The organism is Ruegeria alba, from assembly GCF_022321465.1.
In the GTDB taxonomy this organism is placed as follows: domain Bacteria; phylum Pseudomonadota; class Alphaproteobacteria; order Rhodobacterales; family Rhodobacteraceae; genus Ruegeria_B; species Ruegeria_B alba.
Genome location: NZ_JAKOEM010000030.1, coordinates 1 through 18,974, shown reverse-complemented (window position 1 = coordinate 18,974; position 18,974 = coordinate 1). Strand labels below are relative to the sequence as shown.

Here is an 18,974-nt window from a genome sequence, read left to right as displayed (position 1 = left end):
CATGGCTGAAGCGCAGACCTTCGCCACGCTCGAAGCGCTTGCCGCCCACCTGCGGCAGGAGATCGAGGCGAAGAACAAGAAATGCACGTTGCTCTTTGCCCACAACGGCACCGGCAAGACACGCCTGTCGATGGCGTTCAAGGAACTCGGCAAGGCACGCGATGAGGGCGGCGCGGTCACGGCCCGTGACACGCTCTATTTCAACGCCTTCACCGAAGACCTCTTCAGCTGGGACAACGACCTGGAAAATGACCGTGACCGCGTGCTGCGGATGAACACGGCCTCCGCCTTCTTCAACGGGCTCGCCGAACTCGAGATGGAAAACCGCATCCGCCCACTGTTGCGGCGCCATGCCGACTTCGACTTCCAGATCGACTATGGCGCGGGCACGGTCCTCTTCTGGCGCGAGACGGCGAAGAACGCCAGGGACGAAGATGTACCTGTGCCCATCAAGATCTCGCGCGGCGAGGAGAACCTGTTCATCTGGTCCTTCTTCCTGGCCGTGGCGCAACTCGCGATGGATGGGCAGGAAGCCTATGACTGGGTGAAATACCTGTTCATCGACGATCCCATCTCTTCGCTTGACGAAAATAACGCCATCGCTGTGGCGGCGCATCTGGCACGGATGCTGAAGGACCAGGACAGACTGAAGGCCGTAGTTTCCTCCCACCACACGCTTTTCTTTAACGTGCTGTGCAACGAGTTGAGCAGGCCCTGGCAGTTCTTCCTGAGCCGTGAGGCGGCTGGCTGGCAGCTGCGCGATACGGGCCAGACACCGCGCTTCTACCATGTTGCGATGCTGAAGGCGCTACACGAGGCTGAACAGTCGGGAAATCTTTTCACCTATCACTTCACGATCCTGCGCAGCATCATTGAAAAGACCGCTACCTTTCATGGGTTCACCCATTTCGGCGACGTGATGAAGCGCGACCCGGATGACGAGGACGGCACGCTGCATTTCCGCTATGTGCAGCTCCTGAGCCACGGCGGTTACTCCCTGTTCGAGCCGGCCGAGATGCTGCCAGAGAACAAGGACATCTTCCGCAAGATACTCGAGAACTTCATGAACGACTATCGCTTCAACCCCGAACTTTTCCCTGAGGTTGAAGCAGAGGAGACAGCAGCATGACCGAACAGGACCAGATTAGGCTGGGCAGGACACTTTGGGCCATCGCCGACGAACTGCGCGGCGCGATGAACGCGGACGATTTCCGCGACTACATGCTTTCGTTCCTGTTCCTGCGGTACCTGTCGCACAATTACGAGGACGCAGCCAAGACTGAGCTTGGAGCCGACTGGCCCGAATTACCGACAAACGACCGCCGTTCGCCGCTCGCCGTCTGGTATGAACGAAACCCGGAGGACACCGCGGAATTCGAGGCGGTGATGCGCCGCAAAGTACATTACGTCATCAAACCTGAATTCCTCTGGAGTTCCATCGCCGAGATGGCCCGTACCCAGAGCGACGCGCTTCTCAGGACACTGCAAGCCGGCTTCAGGTTCATCGAGACCGAGTCCTTCTCTTCGAACTTTCAGGGCCTCTTTTCCGAGATCAACCTCGATTCCGACAAGCTGGGCAGGACCTATCCGCAACGCAACGCGCGGCTTTGCACGATCATTCAGAAGATCGCCGAAGGGCTCGCCGGGTTCCCCAGCGAGCGCGACCTTCTGGGAGATGCCTACGAATACCTGATCGGCCAGTTTGCCGCGGGATCAGGCAAGAAGGCTGGCGAGTTCTACACCCCGCAACAGATCTCCAGCATACTGTCGGGCATCGTGACGCTCGACAGTCAGGACCCGGCATCGGGCAAGCGCGACAAGCTGAACCGCGTCTACGATTTCGCCTGCGGCTCGGGCTCACTGCTTCTCAACGTGCGACGGCACATGGGTAAACATGGTATCGGAAAGATCTACGGGCAGGAAAAGAACATCACCACCTACAACCTCGCCCGGATGAACATGCTGCTGCACGGGATGCGGGACAGCGAGTTCGACATCCACCATGGCGACAGCTTGGAAAACGACTGGGACATCCTGCGCGAGCCGAATCCAGCGAAAAAGGTCGAGTTCGATGCAGTGGTCGCTAACCCGCCCTTCAGCTACCGCTGGAATCCGACCGAGGAAATAGCGAAGGATTTCCGCTTCAAGGACCACGGCCTCGCGCCCAAGTCGGCAGCAGATTTCGCCTTTCTGCTGCACGGGTTCCACTTCCTGGCTAAGGACGGAACCATGGCGATAATCCTGCCTCATGGCGTTCTGTTCCGGGGCGGCGCCGAGAAATCGATCCGCACCAAGCTCCTGAAGGACGGCAATATCGACACCGTGATCGGCCTGCCGGCCAAGCTGTTCTACTCGACCGGAATCCCTGTGTGCATCCTGGTGCTGAAAAAGTGCAAACGGACCGATGACGTGCTGTTTATCAACGCGGCCGAGCATTTTCAGCCAGGCAAGCGGCAGAATGCGCTTCTGCCCGAGCACATCGATAAGATCGTCGAAACCTACATGCACCGCAAGGAAGAAGACCTCTATTCGCGGGTGATCAGTCTCGAGGAGATCGAGAGGGAGCACGACTTCAATCTCAACATCTCTCGCTATGTGAGCACGGCCGGAACCGAGCAGGAAGTCGAGCTTGCCGTTGTGCACGGCCAGCTTGGCGCTCTTCAGAAAAAAATCCAGTCAGCGGCGAAGACGCACAACGGGTATCTTGAGGAACTCGGTCTGCCACCTTTGCCTCTCGGTCTAGACGCTGGGACGGATTGATGGCTCGGCGTGCCACACAAATCGATGCGGCACTGTGGCAATCGCTTTGCTCAGAAGTCGAGCGTCGCGCTTTCACTTAACCAACTCCGGCGAAAGTTCGACCCCGGTCCCATCCCACCGAGCGCCCCTGGCATCGAAGTCAATTTCTGGCGCTTGAAATTTTCATTGCACACCAATGCATTGCAAGAAATTCACCAAATCCGCGCAGTCATAAGGTCCAGAGAATATCGGCCCAGAGAGATCGCATCCGGACCTCCTGGCGACGAGGCCAGTGCTCAGCCCCGCCCGCATAACCCTCGAAAACAACGTAAAAATCCGGCCGCAGCCGGATGGGGAGAACGCTTTCTAAAGGGCTAGTGGCGGAGGGGACGGGCCTGCAGTCCAACCTTCTCCACCTTGAGGCATTGTTTTAATGATCATTTTTCATATGCCTTCCCTCAGCCAGGGTTTCTACCCCGCATGCTTCGCACATCGCAAAGCCGTCTGGTGAAGATCGGCATCCACCCTATTTCCAACCCAAGCATCGGTAGTGAAATATCCTGCTCACACACTTTGTTGCTTAGAGGGTGGATTCCGCACAGCGACCGCTGCGATCGCGATCCAAACGACAAGGCGCAGGGTCATGGCGCCCACCGTCCGCATTTCGAACGCGCCTCCCTGAAACACATGCAGGCCGAAAAACGCGAACGCGGTGGCAATACCTATCACCAGGGCAAAGGCCAACAGGGTCCCCCATCTCCGCCCCATGGCCATGCCGATGCCCGCGAGGACATAGGCAAAGCCGGACAGGAAGTTGAACCACAGCACGAACGGCACGGCATTTCCGGCGGCCTCCTGTGCGGTGGCGCCGCCAAACAGCACCCGACCGCCTGACAGGATCGTCACCGCGCCGAATGCCACAGCGACGCCCGCCGCGATCCTGACCGGCCATTTCCCCGATGAACGCGTCTTCATGTCTCTTTCCCCTTTTCTGTTTCCAGAACCCCATCGCGCAGATGAAACAGCCGGTCGAAACGGTCGTAGATCTTCTCGTCATGGGTGACGGCGACGATGCAGGCGTCCTGCTCGGAGGCCAGCTTGCGCAGCAGATCCATCACGATCCCCGCTCGCTTGCTGTCGAGCGCGGCGGTCGGTTCATCGGCAAGGATGATGCGCGGGCTGTTGGCAAGCGCGCGGGCGATGGCCACGCGCTGCGCTTCGCCGCCCGAGAGAAGCGCCGGCATCGCCGCGGCGCGGTGACCGACTTCCAGATAGTCGAGCAGTTCGGCGGCGCGCGCCTGCGCGTCCACCGCCGACCTCCCAGCCAGCGTCAGCACCAACGCTACGTTGTCGCGGGCGTTGAGGAAGGGCAGAAGGTTGTGGAACTGGAAGATGAAGCCGATCTTGTCGAGCCGTAGCCGGCGCAGATCGCCGCGCAGCCAGCGGTTGTCATAGACGACCTCGCCGTCCAGCGTCACCCTGCCTTCGGTGGGATCGATGATGCAGCCGATTATGTTGAGCAGCGTGGTCTTGCCCGAGCCCGACGGGCCCAGCAGCGCCACCACCTCGCCGCGGCGCACCGTCAGGTCGATGTCGCGCAGGGCATCGACGCGCGTCTCGCCCTCGCCGAAACGCTTGGAGACGCCGGAGATCTCGATCAGGGGCTGGCTGAGCGGTTCCATGGGTCAGCCGCCGATCGCCGTCGCGGGATCGACCTTCAGCGCTGCCCGCACACCAAGCCCGCTGGCCGCGATACACACGACAATGACGATCCCGGCCAGCGCCGCGGCATTGACCGGTTCCAGCACCACGCGGCGGGGGAAATAGTCCTTGATCAATAGGATCAGGATCAGGCCGAAGCTCCAGCCGACCAGGCCGAGCGCCAGCGATTGCTGCACGATCAAACCGACGATGGTCCGGTCCGGTGCACCGATCAGCTTCAGCGTCGCGATCTGCTTCAGCTTCTCCATCGTCATCGTGTAGATGATGAGCGCGATCACCACGGCCGAAACTGTCAGCAGGATCCCGAGGAACAGGCCGATCTGCCGCTTGGCGCGGTCCACGACCGAGCCGATCAGGATCGCCTCCTGCTCTGCCTGCGTCAGCGCGCCCAGATGTTTCCACTGGCGCACGGTCTGCGCCACGTCGAGCGGGTCGGCAGTCGGTTCGAGCCGGGCGATTACCGCTGCGACCGTATCGGCGCTTTCCAGAAGTCCGGCACCGCGGGCGGTTTGCACCCGCTGGGCCGGGGGCGCCAGCTGCGATTGCAGGGTCTGCGCATCGGACAGGGTGATGAAGGCCGCGGGATCGCCGCCCGAGTTCATCGTGTCCTCGACCAGACCGACGACGGCGAACATGTCGCGTCCGAGGCGGATGCGATCGCCCACCACCAAGCCAGTCATGCGGTCGGCCACCATTTCGAAGTGTGTCTGCGTGATGTTGCGACCTTCCGCGATCGTCAGGGGTCCGCCGGGGCGTCCGGGTTCATAGCCGATGACGTAGAGTCGCAGGGTTTCGCCTGCATGGCTGGCCTCGACGGTCTGATAGGTGATGCTGCCCGCTTCGGCCACGCCGTGCAGTCGGGCGACTGCGTCGCGGGTGCCGCCGGGGATCTTCGAGGCTTCGGCGAATGGTCCTTGGGTACCGGATTCCACGACCCAGAGATCGACCTGCGGCGCCTTCACGATGTTCAGCGCGTCGGCCACAAGCCCGTTGTAGATGCCGATCATCGCCAGAACGACAGCCATAAGCAGGCTGAGGCCGAGGCAGGTCAGTACGAAGCGGAAGAGATTGTGGCGCACGTCGCGCCAGGCGAGGTTCATGGCGCGCCCCCCGTGATGCGGGCCATCCGCCCCTCTGTCAGACCCTTGACGGGAGCTGCGACGACCTTCGCCCCCTCCGGCAGGCCGGAGATAATTTCCACTCTTGCGTCTTCGGTCCGGTGGCCGAAGATCACTTCGGTCTCAGCCAGTCGTCCGTCCTGGACGTACCAGACGCGGCCCTGATGTCCGTCGAAGCCGCGGACAGCGATCTCGGGCACGAGCACCGCTTCGGGCAGCGTCGCCACGGTGATCCTGACCTCGGCCTGCTCGCCCAGATAGACCTCGGCGGGGCAGCGGTCGCACGCGATCCAGACCCGCCGCTCCTCGTTCACGCGGTCGCTTTCGATGCCGATCCGATCAACTGTGCCGCCGAAGACCTCGTGCGGCAGCGACCGCAACCGAACCTCCGCCGGCTGGCCCGCCGCGATCGAGCCCGCGCGTGCCTCATCGATATAGGCCAGTGTCCAGACGGTGCCCGGGTCCATCAGCGTGAAGATCGGATCGCCCGCGCGCACCACCGTGCCCGCCTCGACATGCCGCGTGACAACGACCGCGTCGAAGGGCGCGCGCAAGACGTGATGATCTAGGAGCGTCGTCTCGTAGAGAAGAGCAGCCTCCGCATCGGCACGCTGTGCCTGCGCGACCTTCACCTCGCTTTCGGCGACGGCCAGATCGGCGGCGGCCACATCGACGTCGCGCTGCGCCTCCTCCGCGGTCTGCACAGAGATCGTGCGGCGGTCTGCCAGCGCCTGCTGGCGGTCGTTGGTGGACCGCCGCTGCGCCAGCACGGCGCGCGCCCGCTCCACATTCGCCTCGGCCTTGCCCAGCGCGGCTCCGGCGGCTTCCACAGCCGCCTCAGCGCGCACAACGCGCGCTTCCTGCTCGGCGGTGTGCAGACGCGCCAGAACCTGCCCTTCGGCGACCGCGTCGCCGCTATCGACGGCAAGGTCGGTGAGAGCGGCGCCCACCTCGAATCCGATCCGCGAGACGATCCGCGCCTCAACAGTGCCAAGGCCATAGACCCGCACCGGAACGTCTCTCTGCGCCGTGGCGACGGGCACGGCAAGGGGGCGTTCGGCGAAGAACAGATATCCGGCGGCACCGATCGCCGCCGCGGCCACCAGGACCAGCAACCAGAAATTCCTGCGTCGCTTCATGTCCTGATCTCCTTGGCCGCATCGGTGCGGAACAGTCTCATCTGGGAGCCGACCAGCCGCGCCCCCTCAGCCTCGAGAGGGAACGAACGATTGCCGAGCGCCCAGCGGATCGCTAATCCCTGCACCAGCGAGATCAGAAGAACCGCACCATCGTCCGCGTCTATGTCGCCGCGGATCTGGCCTGCATCGCGCGCCGCAATCAGCTCCGCCCGCAGCAGGGCCTGAAAGCGCATCATCAGCGACCGAAAACGATCGCGCAGGTCGGTGTTTTCGGTCTGCAACTCCCGTGAATGCAGGATGGCCGGAATTGCAGGATTCCCCTCGATTTGACGCAACTGTGTCCGGATCAGCAGGGCAAGCCGGTCCAGCGGCGCGGGACTGCCGGCAAGGGCGGTCTCCCAAGCCTCGGTCATCGTCGCATCGATCGTTTCGGCGACGGCCTGCCAAAGCACCTGCTTGGTCGGAAAATGCCGGAACACACCCGGCTGCGTCAGCCCGACGACATCGGCGACGGCCTGCGTCGTCAGGCGGTCGGGCCCGAGCTCATCGGCCAGCCGCAGCGTGGTGGCGACAATCTCGGCCTTACGGGTCGCGGCGGTCTTGCGGGCCATTCCGGCACCTATAATGAGTGATTGGTTACTAACTAATATTGGGTCAGTCCGAGTTCAAGATGCGCCGATGCGGCAATTGACCGAGGTGCCATCCATGCAGCTCATTTCCCGTCGGCTACGGCAATTGTCGCGGGATCTTTGAAGAAAAGGTCTCCGACTCCGAAGCCTCTTACGCTCCCGTCTTCTTCGCGCAGAAGGAACAAGGCGTCGAGCCCACGTTTTCTGGCGAGTGCCGCGCCGACATCAGCGCCGAGCACCATGAGGGCCGTCGCCCAGGCATCGGCCTCGGCACAGCTTTGGGCCACGACAGTGACGGAGGCCGGCGAAGCGATCAGCGGCGCGCCGCGGCTTGGGTCCATCGTGTGCGCAAGGCGTCGTCCCTGCACCTCGACCCAGTGGCGGTAGTCGCCGGAAGTCGCGACGGCAGCGTCCTGCAGGGCGAGGATCGAATGGGGCGTACGGCGCTCGACCTCCGGCGCTTCCACCGCGATGGTCCATGCCTCGCCGTCAGGCCGCAGCCCGAGCGCGCGCATTTCGCCGTCGATCCCGACGAGGGCGCCCGCGACCCCGTGGTCGCGCAAGGTCTCGGCCAGCTGGTCGACCCCATAGCCCTTGGCAATACCGTTGAGATCGAGCGCGATGCGAGCGGACTTGCGCACATGGTTGCCACAGATCTCCAGCACTACATGCGCCGGGCGACGAGGGGCATCCATCGCGGCGCGGATACGCGCGGACGTCGCGGCTTCCGACCCGAAGCCCCAGGCTGTCACCGCATCGCCCATACCGATATCGAAGGCCCCGTCCGAGGCGCGCCCGATCTCAAGACCGAGGCGAAGGACTTGCTCGAGGCGCTCGGGAACGGCCACCCATTTGCCCACCGGCGCCGCGTTGAGGCGCATCAGGTCGCTGTCGGGCTTCCATGTCGACATCTGCGCGTCCACCTCATCAACCGCCGCTTGCAACGCACCTTGAACTGCGTTCGCGTCGAAGCCCGGTTCCGCGAAGAACAGCGCCGACCAGCGCGTGCCCATGGTCGGGCCATTCAGAGCGTGGCGCACCATTTCAGTAGACATCTTCGACATATCGCCCCTCCGCCTTCAGCAGCGCGGGCGTGAGCCCGGTCGGCGCAAGGATCTCCGCCAGCGCATCGGCCACGCCCGCGGCCATGTCGCGTCCACCGCAGACCATCACGCGGGCCCCGTCGCGGATGAGTTCCGCGATCTGAGTGGCCTCGCTCCGCAGAGCATCCTGCACGTAGTGGGGACGCGCCCCGCGGGAGACGGCCGTGACCAGCCGGGTCAGACGCCCTTCTTCCTTCCAGGCAGGAAATTCCTCCACATAGAAGAAGTCGCTATCCGGATGGCGCATGCCGAAGAACAGATGGATCGGCCACTGGCGCGCGTTACCGCGCACGATACCCGCAAGTGGCCCAATACCGGTTCCCGCGCCGATCAGGATCAATGGCGCGCGGCCCCGTCCGGCCCGGAAGCCCGGGTTGCGGCGGAGGAACGCGGTCACGGTGTCGCCGGGCTCCAGTGCGGTCAGCTGTGAGGACGCAAGGCCGCCGGGAAGCTTCCTCACCACGATCTCGATGAACCCATCGCGCCGGCTCGAGGCAAGCGAGTAAAGCCGCGGTGCGGCGCTGCCTTCGGGTAGGACGCCGATCAGGTCACCTGCAGTGAACCGCGCGAAGCCTTCCCCGGTCAGTCGCTGCCAGAGCGTTGCGCGCGGAAGGGCAAAGCGCAGGATCGCCGTCGGGGCCTGCACCTCGGCGCCATAGTCCCGGCGCGAGACGAGGGTCAGCGTCCCGGTTTTCGGCAGGACGGGCTGGTGCGCCATTTCCAGGGGGATCCCCAGCGCCACGGCGAGCGCGCGGCCCCAACGTGCGAAATCCTGCGGCGACTGGCGGTCGATCGTGTCGAGCGGCATGAGCTCGGACCAGCCCTTCGCCTGCGCCACCGTCATGACAGCCTTGGCAAAAGCGCAGTAGGCCGGAAAACTGCGATCCCCGAAGCCGAGCACGGCCAGAGGGATGTCAGGCGCGCGATCAAGGGCGCTCAGCCGATTGAGGAACCCCTTGGCCGAGGCCGGCGCGGTGCCGGCGCCATAGGTCGCGGCGAGCAGGATGATCCGTTCGGCCTTTGCATAGCGCTCAGGGGCGAAGCCCGACATCGGGCCCACATGGACGCTCTGCCCGGCTTGCGACAGCGCGGCGTGCAGCGTCGCGGCAAAGCCCCATGTACTGCCGCCCTCACTGCCGACAAGCAGGATCGTCTCGGCCCGGCCCGCGGGCTGATTGCCCCGGATGCGAGGCCGCCCGCGCCGTCCCATAAACCAGACCAGAACGCCGGTTGCGCCCATGGCCGGGACGCCGAGCGCCATCAGACCCAGCACCAGCCCCAGTGTCGCGGCGCCCTGTCCGGTGTGCAGCATGTAGATGGTTTCCGAGATCCGCTCCCACCCGGTCAGGTCGGCCCAGGCCAGCAGCGCTCCGTTGCCCTGATCGAGATACCCGGTCCCCCGGTCGGTCTTCAGCGTGAAGGCATCCGTCACATCGCCGGGATAGGGAAAGCTCAGCTCGCGCAGTTCGGCGACGGGCGTCTGCTGCAATGTCGCCATCCGGCCGGGAGCAAACCCCGTCTCGCCGCTCAGCAGGGCCGGAAAGGCTGGCGCTGCGCTGCCATCGGGGAGAAGATCGAATGTCGAGGCCGTCATCCACATGGCCGTGGTGGACGACAGGACAAGGCCGATCACCGCGATCCGCGCAATCTCGACATGCAGCCGACCGGCAAGCGGCCCCCGCAGAAGCGCGAACCAGTGCCGCCAGCCGCCGGCCCGCCGCGCGACCAGCGCCGCACCGGAGAGCGACAGGACCAGCATCGCCAAAGCCCCCGTCGCCATGGCGAGGCGACCGCCATCCCCCAGGAACAGCGAGCGATGTAGGTTGGTGAGCCAGCGGAGGGTCTGGTTCGGATCGGTCGAGGCCACGCCTTCACCCGTCTCCGGGTCGATCACGGCGGCGCCGGGCGTGCCTTGGTCGAACCAGTAGGCGGTGATCCGGCCCGATGGCGACCGGCGGATCTGCTCGACGCCCGGATAGACCGCCTGGATGCGGTCCGCGAGGGTGGCGACGGTCAGACCGGCCTCCGCCTGCGGCGCGGCGATGCGTTCGGCCGCAGGGAAGACCGACAGCGCCGCACCGCTCAGCGAAAGGACGGTGACGAGCGCTAGGGCCAGAAGACCCGGCCAGCGATGGAGTGCACGGATCATGGCTCTCATTTCTCACATGTCGTATTGGAAACTGGCGACGTAGCGGCGGCCGCGAACGGGCGTGCCCGCGCCATCGGTCGTGAGCGGTACCGCCACCTCGTTCGGGCTGTCGCGCATGTCCTCGACGGCGGCGTCGATGTGGAGCGCGTAGCCCGCATCGAACAGCGCGTTGGCCAGATCGAGGGTGATCTCCAGCGCCCGGCCCGCGCCGACGCTGGCGCCGGTGATGCCGTTCACCTGTGCGGTGTCGCCGCCGGTGGCGCGGTGCCAATCGCTCAGATGCTGGTAGTACTTCGATTTGCCGCCGGCCATCCAGAGACTGCCGACATAGGCGCCCGAGGCGTCGGTGACGTAGAGCGCGAGATAGGCCCCGTCGCCGCCATAGTTGTTGAGGGTCGTGGTGAGCGTCACCGGTCGCGCCATCGCGAGACCGGGAAGCGTCAGCGCCGTGGTGAGCGCCAGCGTTGCGAGTAGTGATTTCATCAGGTTCATCCTTGATCGGGAAGTTGGGTCGGAGCGGCTCAGTTCACCTGAACCTGCGGTGGCGCGCCGTTCCCGAAGAGGCCGTTCTGCGGGGGCTGGGCTGTGCCTGCAGGCGCAGGATCGGGAGCGCCGCCCCGTTTGTCGTCGTCTTCATAATCAATATCGACGATCTGGAGCGTCGCCGGATCGAGTTTCACCTCGATCTCCCGGCCGTCACTGTCTCGGCCCTCGATCTCGTAGCAACCATCGTCGATCTCGAAGTCGCGCACGGTCCAGCCGTTTTGCTGGGCGATCTGCATCGCCGCCTCGCGCGGCTGCCACATGTCGCGGGGCGCGGTGCAATCGTCGTCGTCGGCCAGCGCGGCGCCGGCAGGCAGCAGTGCGAGAATGGCAAGTGCGGTCAGGGTCTTTTTCATGGCAGGGTCTCCTTTGGTCTACTGAGGACAATCTGGAGAGCCGACCTGAGGACTTCCTGACGGAGCAACGATTCCCAGTTCAGCTAGCCGTCAGGAAGAAAAAGGCCGGCGCAAAGCCGGCCTTCTCCGATCGGGCAGGAGGTAGGATTCCTTCCCGACGACGCCTGCCGCCGCTGGGCTCAGTTTCCGGAACGCGGCCGGTGCGGGTCCCCGACGCCCATCATCGGCATCGGATGTTCGCCGTAGAGCGGACCGGTCTGCAGGCTGATTCCCATCGGTCCAGTAGTCCCGTCCCGCGACGTCATGGACGCATGGACGCATGGACGAGAAGCGCCGCCGGATACAGCAACTGGACATCGTTCGTCTCGTGCCAGATCATCCGTTCGGCGAGACGCGCGGTCTCTGAATCCCCCGCTTCTTCTGCCGCTGCGTAGAGATCGACCAATGCGGTGACCAGGTCCACGTCGCCATCGTAGAGCTGCGACAACTCGGCTTCGAGGCTGTTCCGATCCGGGAGCGCCGCCGGTAGGACCGTTCCGGTCGTCGCAGATTCTGCCCAACCGAGTAAGGGCAGCACCAGCCCCTCCTGCGCGGCATTGTGCGGCTTCAAGAGGTCGGCGGCAGCGCGAGCGGCAGCCCCGATTTCGTCGGACCTTCCGGTGATCCGCTCAAGCTGGCCCTGATTGTCGGCGTGTACCGCGCTCAGTGCATAGGGCGTTTCATTCGGAGCCGCGATCGCAGGCACGGCAAACGCCGTTATGACGGCGGCGATGATGAGTTTTGTTTGCATGACAGCCTCTCCTCTACTGATGCAAACAATCTGCCAGCTCCATCTGAGGGCTTCCTGACGGAGCAAAGATTCCCGCTTCAGCTTGCCTTCAGAAAGAAAAGGCCCCGCCGGTGAGAGCGGGGCCAGGTCGCGCCGAAGGGAAAGTCCGTCAGACGATGTCGCCGGGACCGGGCGCGCGCTTGTCGCCGGTAATCATGGCACGGGCGAGGTTCTCGCGATGCCGGAAGGACGCCAGCACGACGCCGCCGACATGCAACGCCACCAGCAGCAATAACAGATTGGCGGATGCTTCATGCACCTCTTCAAGCTCTTCCTCGTCGATGCCCCCCGTCTCGCCCTCGTCCGCGTAAGCAGGTGCCACGATCTGAGGCAGGTCTGGCAGCAGCGTGATGCGGTCTGGGTCTTCCATGAGCCAGCCGGTAAAGGCGGTGGCCGAAAGCGTGACAAGTAGCGCCACGATCATCGCCGCGCCGGCCGGGTTGTGCCCGAGATACCGGCGCTCTCGCCGCCCGAACATCGCCCGCAGATAGTCAAGCGTCGCAGCGGGACCCTGCAGAAACTGGGCGAAGCGCGCATAGCGACCGCCGACCAGGCCCCAGGCGAGGCGAAACGCAACGAGGCCCGCAACGACATACCCGGCGATTTCATGCGTGGTCTGCCATTCGTCTGCCGTCAACCAGGCGAGCGTAAAGGCACCGACAAGGCTCCAATGAAAAATCCGCACCAGCGGATCCCAGACCCGAACCTTGCCGGACGACTCGGTAGTCATCTTGAGGGCGTCGTGCGTGGTTGCCTCAGTCATTGTCGCCTCCGTCGCGATCCCGGCCCCGATCCTTGTCGCGGCGTTCGTCCTCGTCCTCGTCTTCGTATTCGAACTCGATCACCTGGAGCGTCGCCGGGTGGACGGTCACCTCGATCCGGCGCCCTTCGGTATCCCGGCCGTCAATCTCGTAGCAGCCGTCGTCGATCTTGATGCGGCGCACCGTCCAGCCGTTCTCTTCGGCGAGCCGGGCGACGGCGTCGCGCGGCTGCCAATCGGCCATCGGCACGAAGCAGTCGTCGTCCGCCCACGCGACGCCGGCCGGGAAGACCGCGAGAAAGCCGAGAATTGTCAATGTCTTCTTCATGCGTCAAACTCCGCGTGGCACGCCTCTTGATGCACTTCATGCGCGGCGAAGCTGACGGCAGCCTGAAGCGGCGTGCCAAGCAGCTTCAGCCACGTGTCAGCCAGACGGATCATGGAGGGTCATCGGAAAAGAAACGGAACCAGACATGCGCATCCTGCTGATCGAGGACGACACGACTCTTGGCGCCGCAGTGCGCGATCAGATTGCGGCCGATGGCCAGTCGGTGGACTGGGTCACGCGTCTGGACGCGGCGGGCGACGCGCTGCGCGGGGCGTCCTATGACCTGATCCTGCTCGACCTCATGCTGCCGGACGGGCGCGGGATCGGGTTCCTCAAGGCCCTGCGCGCGCGGGGCGATGTGACGCCGGTCATCATCCTGACGGCGCTCGACCAGGTCTCGGACCGGATCGAGGGGCTGAACTCGGGCGCCGACGACTACCTCGTGAAACCTTTCGATCTGTCCGAACTGTCGGCCCGCATCGGCTCGGTCGCCCGGCGATACAGCGGCAATCCCAACCCCATCGTCACCCATGGCGCGCTGGCCATCGACCTCGCCGCGCGCAGCATTCACCGCGACGGCAAGCCGGTTCAACTGACGGCCCGCGAATGGGCCCTGTTCGAGGCCTTCCTCGCGCGTCCGGGGCAACTGCTATCCAAGCCGCAACTGGAGGACAAGCTCTACGCTTTCGACACGGAGGTGGAGAGCAACACCATCGAGGTCCATGTCAGCCGCCTGCGCAAGAAGCTCGGGCCCGCCGTCATCGAGACCGAGCGCGGCATGGGCTACAGGCTGGGCAAGCCGTGAGGTGGCCGCGCAGCCTTCAGGCACGGCTCGGTCTGTCTCTCGGCCTCGTGCTGACGATCCTCTGGTTGCTGGCCGCGACGGTCACGGCGGTAATCGTCAGGGGCGAGTTGGACGAGGTCTTCGACTCCGCCCTGCGCGAGACCGCTGAGCGGATCCTGCCGCTGGCGGTGACCGACATCGTCGGCCGGGAAGATCAGGGTGTGACGCAGCGGCTCGCGCCGATCCGCGAGCACGACGAGTTCTTCACCTATGTGGTCACTGACGCCGAGGGTCGCGTCCTGCTGCAATCCCATGCGGCGGACCCCGCAGTGTTCCCGCCTTACGGCGGGCCGGGGTTTGCACAGACCGCCACGCATCGCGTCTACAGTGACGCGGTACTTCAGGGCACAATCCGCATCACCGTGGCCGAGCCGCTCGCGCATCGCGCGTCGGTCGCGCGGGAAATCCGGATGGGCCTCGTTCTGCCGCTGCTGGTCGTGCTGCCCGTCGCACTCGCCGCGATCATCCTGGCCGTCCGCTTCAGCCTCGCCCCGCTGCGCCGCTACCGCACACGACTCGAGGCACGCAGCGCCCGCGACCTCTCCGAAGTTCCCGCCGACGACCTGCCGGCGGAAATCGGCCCGCTGGCCGCGACCCTGAACAACCTTCTGGACAGGTTGCGCGAGGCATTCGAGGCCGAACGGAGCTTTGCGGCAAACGCTGCCCATGAACTTCGGACGCCCCTGGCTGGTGCCATCGCGCAGGCGCAGCGGCTGAGATCGGAGACCCATGATCCAGCCATTAACGCGCGCGCCGCGGAGATCGAAGCGACGCTCAAGCGGCTAACGCGGATGTCGGAACGCCTCATGCAACTTGCGCGGGCGGAAGGCGGACGACTGCGAACGGACCGAAATACGGATCTCAGACCCGTCGCACGTGTCGTGGTGGATGATCTGGCACGTACGGGTGCGATGGACCGGATCGCGCTGACCCTGCCGGACACTCCCGTCCTGTCCGATATCGACCCCGATGCCTTCGCCATCCTCTGCCGAAACCTTGTAGAGAACGCCCTGCGCCATGGGGCGGAGACCGCCCCGGTCGAGGTGATTGTGACGCAGGATGGGCAGCTCATCGTGGCGAACGACGGTCCCGTGCTGCCGCGCGACATTCTCGACCGCCTGACGGCGCGTTTCGAGCGGGCAAATACGAGAACCGATGGCAGCGGGCTCGGCCTCGCCATCGTCGCTGCCATCGCGGACCGGATCGGAAGCCAGCTCAATCTGGAGTCACCGCGTCCGGGTAAGTCTTCCGGCTTTCAGGCATCCCTCAGGTTGCCCACAGACGTTTCGAACACCTCTACGCGAAACGCGATGCGGAGAATGTGACACGTGGTGCAAACCATCAGCAGCTTCGCGCCTGATCACGCATTACAGCGTAGTCGGTCAGCATCTCGGAAACAGCCGAACCGTCGGGCAATGTGTTCAGTTCCTCGGCAGCCGTTGCCTGAAATTCCTGGCTGTACTCGATAATGGGTACACACGTCCGGAACCCGGTCGTCTCAGAACCGACCGTTGCGCAGCCGCTCAGCCAGATCGTTACGATCCCGAGGACGGCGAGCCGCAGCCTCCAGCATCCGGCGTTGGATTTCATTGGTCTTCTCCGAGGTTTCGAGGCGTTCGGCGAGGCGTCCCGCTCGCTCCCCGGAGCGCCGAAGCGAAAGCAGGAACAGGAGCACGGCGAGGACGATGGCGCCGTAGCGCAGCGCCGCCCGCACCCACGGGCTGGCCGCGATCCCGGTGAGGAGCCCGGCGATCACCGCCGGCCCCGGCGCCAGTCGTCGAGGCGGGCGTAAATGGTGACCGCGATGCCGCCGAGCGCCACAAGGATGAACACCCAGCGCAGGGTGTCGAGGTACGGCACAAGCGGCAGGATGGCAGATTGGGTCTCTGCCAGGACGCTCTGCGCGATTTCCACCCCGGCCGCGCCGAGCGTCGCGACACCCGCCGCCCCGCCCCCCTTCATGGTGCGGCTGTCGGCCAGCACCTCGCGCGCGGGCGGCGTCTCCGCTGCGAATGCGGTCTCCCGGACCGGGAACCGCTCGCCCCATTGTCGCGCGGGCCCCAGGTCGACATGCATGAACCCCGAGCGCGGATAGAACCCGAAGCCGAGGAACCCGACCTCCCGCGCCGCGGCCTCGAACGCCACCGGGTCGTGGTTCGCCATGGCGATGTCAAAGGCGGCGCCGTCGAGGTGCTTGGAGCGGGTCGCGCCGCCCATGGCGCGGTTGTGCTCGGGGCTGCGATAGGCGGAGCGGACGATCAGCGGCTTGCCGAGCCGGTCGCGCAGCGCCTGCAGCTTGTCGAGCGCCGGTTCGTTGATCAGCAACTTGCCGGTGCCCCGGCAGGCGATTTCCGCGGGCGAGAAGTTGTGCCAGCGCCAGGCACTTTCGGGCACATCGCGCCAATGGGCATAGAAGGTCGTGGTCATGGGATGTCTCCAGAGACAGGAACGCCGCCTCGGTGGGCGGCGGATGCGTGGGTGTTGCTTCGGAATGTCGGGGATTACGGGATTGCAACCTGCGGATCACCGCCGTTCCTACGGCCCACCGCCGAAGAGCCGGAGCTTGATCACGGTGCCGGCCAGCAGGGCGAGGATGAGGCCGGTGGTGATGAGATGCACGGTGGTCTGCACGGCGGTGCGGCGCACGAAGCGGATGCAGTCGAGCAGAGACCGCAGATCACGAATGTCGAGCGCGGCGGTCTCGCCTTCAAGCCCGACATCGGCCAGGGCGCGCCGGGCACCTTCTTCCGCGGCGCGCGCCAGCATGGCCTGGAACTCGGCCTCGGGAATGCGCAGGTTGTCGGTCTCACGCAGGGGCGGCGACATAGGCAGTGTTCCTTTCGTCTGATGGTCCAATTGTTTGACCCGGCTCAGCTGCCGCCGGCAAAGCCGATCTCGAGCCCCGCAAGATCGGCCCAGGTCCAGGGTAGACCGGTGTCGGGGTTCGTGGCCCATTCCGAGGTGAGCGCCTCGAGCGACGCTCCGGCCGGGGCCTGGCCGGCGGCGTCATGGTTGGTCCCACCGATCCGCAGGCGATTGATGACCTGGCCCGGATTGGGGTTGGCCGAGGCATTGCGGGCATGGCTTGCGAGGATCACCCGGCCGATGGTGCCGGGCGGGGTGGCGCCGGGCGTGAGCGTGGAGGTGACCGCATCCCCGGCCGCGCGGGCATAGGCAAAGGTGGCGGGATCGCCATCGCCCAGTTCGGCATGCCCGCCCACGGCCGTGGCGAGCGCCCCCGGGCCGGTGGGCCGCAGGATGCGGAAGCGCCGGCCGCGGGTGTCCAGATTGGAGACAAGGACATTGGAGAGAAAGAACCGGCCAGTGCCATCGAGGAAATTGGTGCCGCCAAAGTCGAACCGCACCGCGCCTTCGCCATTGACCTTGTCGGCCTTGCCGAGAACCTGCCCGACCTGGCTCAGATCGACATAAGCCGTGACCCTGTAGTCATCGACATTGCCCGCCACGGCAGCGCCGGTCTCGATATGGATGTCGAAGGTAAAGAGCGTGGCATCGGGGAAGCCGGTGACCGGCGCACCGGTCAGGCTGGGTGCAGAGTTGCTAAGCGTGGCATAATCGAAGGTCATCGCCCCGTTGTTGAGATCGATCCGGGCGATATCGACCGTGGGCAGGCCTACCGAGGCAAAGAACCCGTCTCCCGAGGTGGTACGGTTGAAGTCATCGTAATAGCAATCGGCCCGGATCCAGATGTCGGTGACACCCGGCAGGGAAATGCTCGCCGCCTGTTCGGCCTCGAAGCGCAGCGCGTGGGAGGCGAACACCGGGTTGTAGCTCCCCGGTACGGAGGCGTCCTCGACGCCGCCCAGGAGAGCGGCGCTGTTGGTGATCAGGTAATCGGTCATGATGAGAAGTCCCGTGGTTGGAGATCAGGGGGTGAGCTCGACGATCAGCTCCTGCTGGATCACGCCCAGACCGGGCGGCCGGAGATCGAGCACCAGGTGCTGCTCGACGATGTCGAGGCCCGGCCCGGCGCAGGTCAGGATCAGATCCTGTGCGACAAGGTCGATACCGGTGCCGGAACAGAGCAGCACCAAATCCTGCGCCGAGACCTGAACCTTTCCGCCGAGGGTCACGCGATAGGCGCGGAAGGCCCGGTCCTCGTGAGACCCCCGGACGGCGCGCACCCGCAGGGCCGCCTGTTCGACGCCGGGCGGGGGTTCGGGATAATCCGCCTCGGCCAGCGTCCAGCTGGTGGCGGTGCCGGCCTCGATCACCGCGGCCGCCGGTTCCAGGGTCTCGCCGGTGTCGGGATCGACCCAGTGAATGCGGACCTGGTAGGTCACCCCGGGTTCCGGGCCGATATCACTGGCAAGGTAGCTGTCGAAGACGGAACTGGTCTGGGAGAGCCGGTCCCGGTGCGCCCAGGTCAGCATGGCCTCGGGACTGGCCAAAGGGGATACGAAGCCTCCATCGCCGCGGAGATTGCCCGGCGGCAGGGGACGGATCGCGCGGGCGGCGAAGGAGACGATATCTGTCGGGGCCTGCGCCAGCGGCAGGGTGCCGAGGCCGGTGCGCGGCAGGATCCGGACCGGAAGGCTCTCGCCGGCAACATAACGACCGGATGTCGTCTCCGCATGTCCCTGCCAGAAGATCACCGGGGTGCCGGCTGTATGGGCCAGCGGCACGGTGTCGAGACAGCCCCGCCCGACGGTGATCGAATTGGCCGAGATCCCATCGACCCGGACGAACTCGTC

At 65.2% G+C, this 18,974-nt stretch carries 20 protein-coding genes and 1 pseudogene; 4 read left to right on the top strand and 17 right to left on the bottom strand.

Annotation, left to right across the window (positions count from 1 at the left end; translation table 11 throughout):
- Nucleotide 1 precedes the first annotated feature (1 nt).
- Together MB818_RS20435 and MB818_RS20430 are read left to right on the top strand one after the other, a co-directional pair.
- Nucleotides 2-1,129: an ATP-binding protein gene (locus MB818_RS20435; RefSeq protein ID WP_238906254.1), complete on the top strand. Its 1,128-nt coding sequence runs from the start codon at nt 2-4 to the stop codon at nt 1,127-1,129.
- On the top strand, nt 1,126-2,760 hold the full coding sequence (locus MB818_RS20430) for a type I restriction-modification system subunit M (protein ID WP_238906253.1): 1,635 nt from the start codon (nt 1,126-1,128) through the stop codon (nt 2,758-2,760). Before MB818_RS20435 ends, MB818_RS20430 begins: the two co-directional genes overlap by 4 nt.
- 543 nt (nt 2,761-3,303) lie before the next feature.
- Here the strand turns inward: MB818_RS20430 and MB818_RS20425 are convergent.
- The 12 genes from MB818_RS20425 to MB818_RS20370 form a co-directional block, all read right to left on the bottom strand.
- Nucleotides 3,304-3,714 carry a hypothetical protein gene (locus tag MB818_RS20425; RefSeq protein ID WP_234163022.1) on the bottom strand — a complete coding sequence of 137 codons (411 nt, stop codon included), beginning with the start codon at nt 3,712-3,714 and terminating at the stop codon, nt 3,304-3,306.
- Nucleotides 3,711-4,421, bottom strand: coding sequence for an ABC transporter ATP-binding protein (locus MB818_RS20420; protein ID WP_238906252.1), 711 nt, complete (start codon nt 4,419-4,421; stop codon nt 3,711-3,713). Before MB818_RS20420 ends, MB818_RS20425 begins: the two co-directional genes overlap by 4 nt.
- A 3-nt stretch (nt 4,422-4,424) precedes the next feature.
- Nucleotides 4,425-5,561, bottom strand: a complete 1,137-nt coding sequence (locus tag MB818_RS20415) for an ABC transporter permease (RefSeq protein WP_234163024.1) — start codon at nt 5,559-5,561, stop codon at nt 4,425-4,427.
- Complete coding sequence (locus MB818_RS20410) at nt 5,558-6,718, bottom strand: efflux RND transporter periplasmic adaptor subunit (protein ID WP_238906251.1); 1,161 nt, start codon at nt 6,716-6,718, stop codon at nt 5,558-5,560. Before MB818_RS20410 ends, MB818_RS20415 begins: the two co-directional genes overlap by 4 nt.
- Nucleotides 6,715-7,329: a TetR/AcrR family transcriptional regulator gene (locus tag MB818_RS20405; protein WP_234163026.1), complete on the bottom strand. Its 615-nt coding sequence runs from the start codon at nt 7,327-7,329 to the stop codon at nt 6,715-6,717. Before MB818_RS20405 ends, MB818_RS20410 begins: the two co-directional genes overlap by 4 nt.
- Nucleotides 7,330-7,430: 101 nt before the next feature.
- On the bottom strand, nt 7,431-8,411 hold the full coding sequence (locus MB818_RS20400; protein WP_238906250.1) for an FAD:protein FMN transferase: 981 nt from the start codon (nt 8,409-8,411) through the stop codon (nt 7,431-7,433).
- Nucleotides 8,392-10,599: a PepSY domain-containing protein gene (locus tag MB818_RS20395; RefSeq protein WP_234163028.1), complete on the bottom strand. Its 2,208-nt coding sequence runs from the start codon at nt 10,597-10,599 to the stop codon at nt 8,392-8,394. The genes MB818_RS20400 and MB818_RS20395 overlap by 20 nt, the downstream gene beginning before the upstream one ends.
- Before the next feature lie 12 nt (nt 10,600-10,611).
- Nucleotides 10,612-11,082, bottom strand: a complete 471-nt coding sequence (locus MB818_RS20390; RefSeq protein WP_238906248.1) for a DUF2271 domain-containing protein — start codon at nt 11,080-11,082, stop codon at nt 10,612-10,614.
- Between the two features lie 38 nt (nt 11,083-11,120).
- Complete coding sequence (locus tag MB818_RS20385) at nt 11,121-11,498, bottom strand: PepSY domain-containing protein (RefSeq protein WP_238906246.1); 378 nt, start codon at nt 11,496-11,498, stop codon at nt 11,121-11,123.
- Between the two features lie 301 nt (nt 11,499-11,799).
- A complete protein-coding gene (locus tag MB818_RS20380; protein WP_238906245.1) occupies nt 11,800-12,288 on the bottom strand; it encodes a hypothetical protein in 489 nt (162 codons plus the stop codon).
- 148 nt (nt 12,289-12,436) lie between these two features.
- A complete protein-coding gene (locus MB818_RS20375) occupies nt 12,437-13,090 on the bottom strand; it encodes a cytochrome b/b6 domain-containing protein (protein ID WP_238906244.1) in 654 nt (217 codons plus the stop codon).
- A complete protein-coding gene (locus tag MB818_RS20370; protein WP_238906243.1) occupies nt 13,083-13,415 on the bottom strand; it encodes a PepSY domain-containing protein in 333 nt (110 codons plus the stop codon). The genes MB818_RS20375 and MB818_RS20370 overlap by 8 nt, the downstream gene beginning before the upstream one ends.
- Nucleotides 13,416-13,560: 145 nt before the next feature.
- Here MB818_RS20370 and MB818_RS20365 point away from each other — a divergent pair, with 145 nt between their 5' ends.
- Together MB818_RS20365 and MB818_RS20360 are read left to right on the top strand one after the other, a co-directional pair.
- Entirely contained in the window at nt 13,561-14,220 is a 660-nt protein-coding gene (locus MB818_RS20365) for a response regulator transcription factor (RefSeq protein ID WP_238906242.1), read from the top strand.
- Nucleotides 14,217-15,584, top strand: a complete 1,368-nt coding sequence (locus MB818_RS20360) for a sensor histidine kinase (RefSeq protein WP_238906241.1) — start codon at nt 14,217-14,219, stop codon at nt 15,582-15,584. The genes MB818_RS20365 and MB818_RS20360 overlap by 4 nt, the downstream gene beginning before the upstream one ends.
- 173 nt (nt 15,585-15,757) lie before the next feature.
- On the opposite strand, the gene MB818_RS20350 is transcribed toward MB818_RS20360, so the two are convergent.
- The 5 genes and pseudogenes from MB818_RS20350 to MB818_RS20330 form a co-directional block, all read right to left on the bottom strand.
- Complete coding sequence (locus MB818_RS20350; protein WP_238906239.1) at nt 15,758-16,015, bottom strand: hypothetical protein; 258 nt, start codon at nt 16,013-16,015, stop codon at nt 15,758-15,760.
- Nucleotides 16,012-16,686 carry a YcbK family protein gene (locus tag MB818_RS20345; RefSeq protein ID WP_238906237.1) on the bottom strand — a complete coding sequence of 225 codons (675 nt, stop codon included), beginning with the start codon at nt 16,684-16,686 and terminating at the stop codon, nt 16,012-16,014. The genes MB818_RS20350 and MB818_RS20345 overlap by 4 nt, the downstream gene beginning before the upstream one ends.
- A gap of 108 nt (nt 16,687-16,794) precedes the next feature.
- On the bottom strand, nt 16,795-17,085 hold the full coding sequence (locus tag MB818_RS20340; protein ID WP_238906235.1) for a DUF6127 family protein: 291 nt from the start codon (nt 17,083-17,085) through the stop codon (nt 16,795-16,797).
- Between the two features lie 44 nt (nt 17,086-17,129).
- Complete coding sequence (locus MB818_RS20335) at nt 17,130-18,122, bottom strand: hypothetical protein (protein ID WP_238906234.1); 993 nt, start codon at nt 18,120-18,122, stop codon at nt 17,130-17,132.
- Nucleotides 18,123-18,146: 24 nt separating this feature from the next.
- Nucleotides 18,147-18,974 (bottom strand): annotated as a pseudogene (locus MB818_RS20330) (hypothetical protein); the annotation flags it as partial.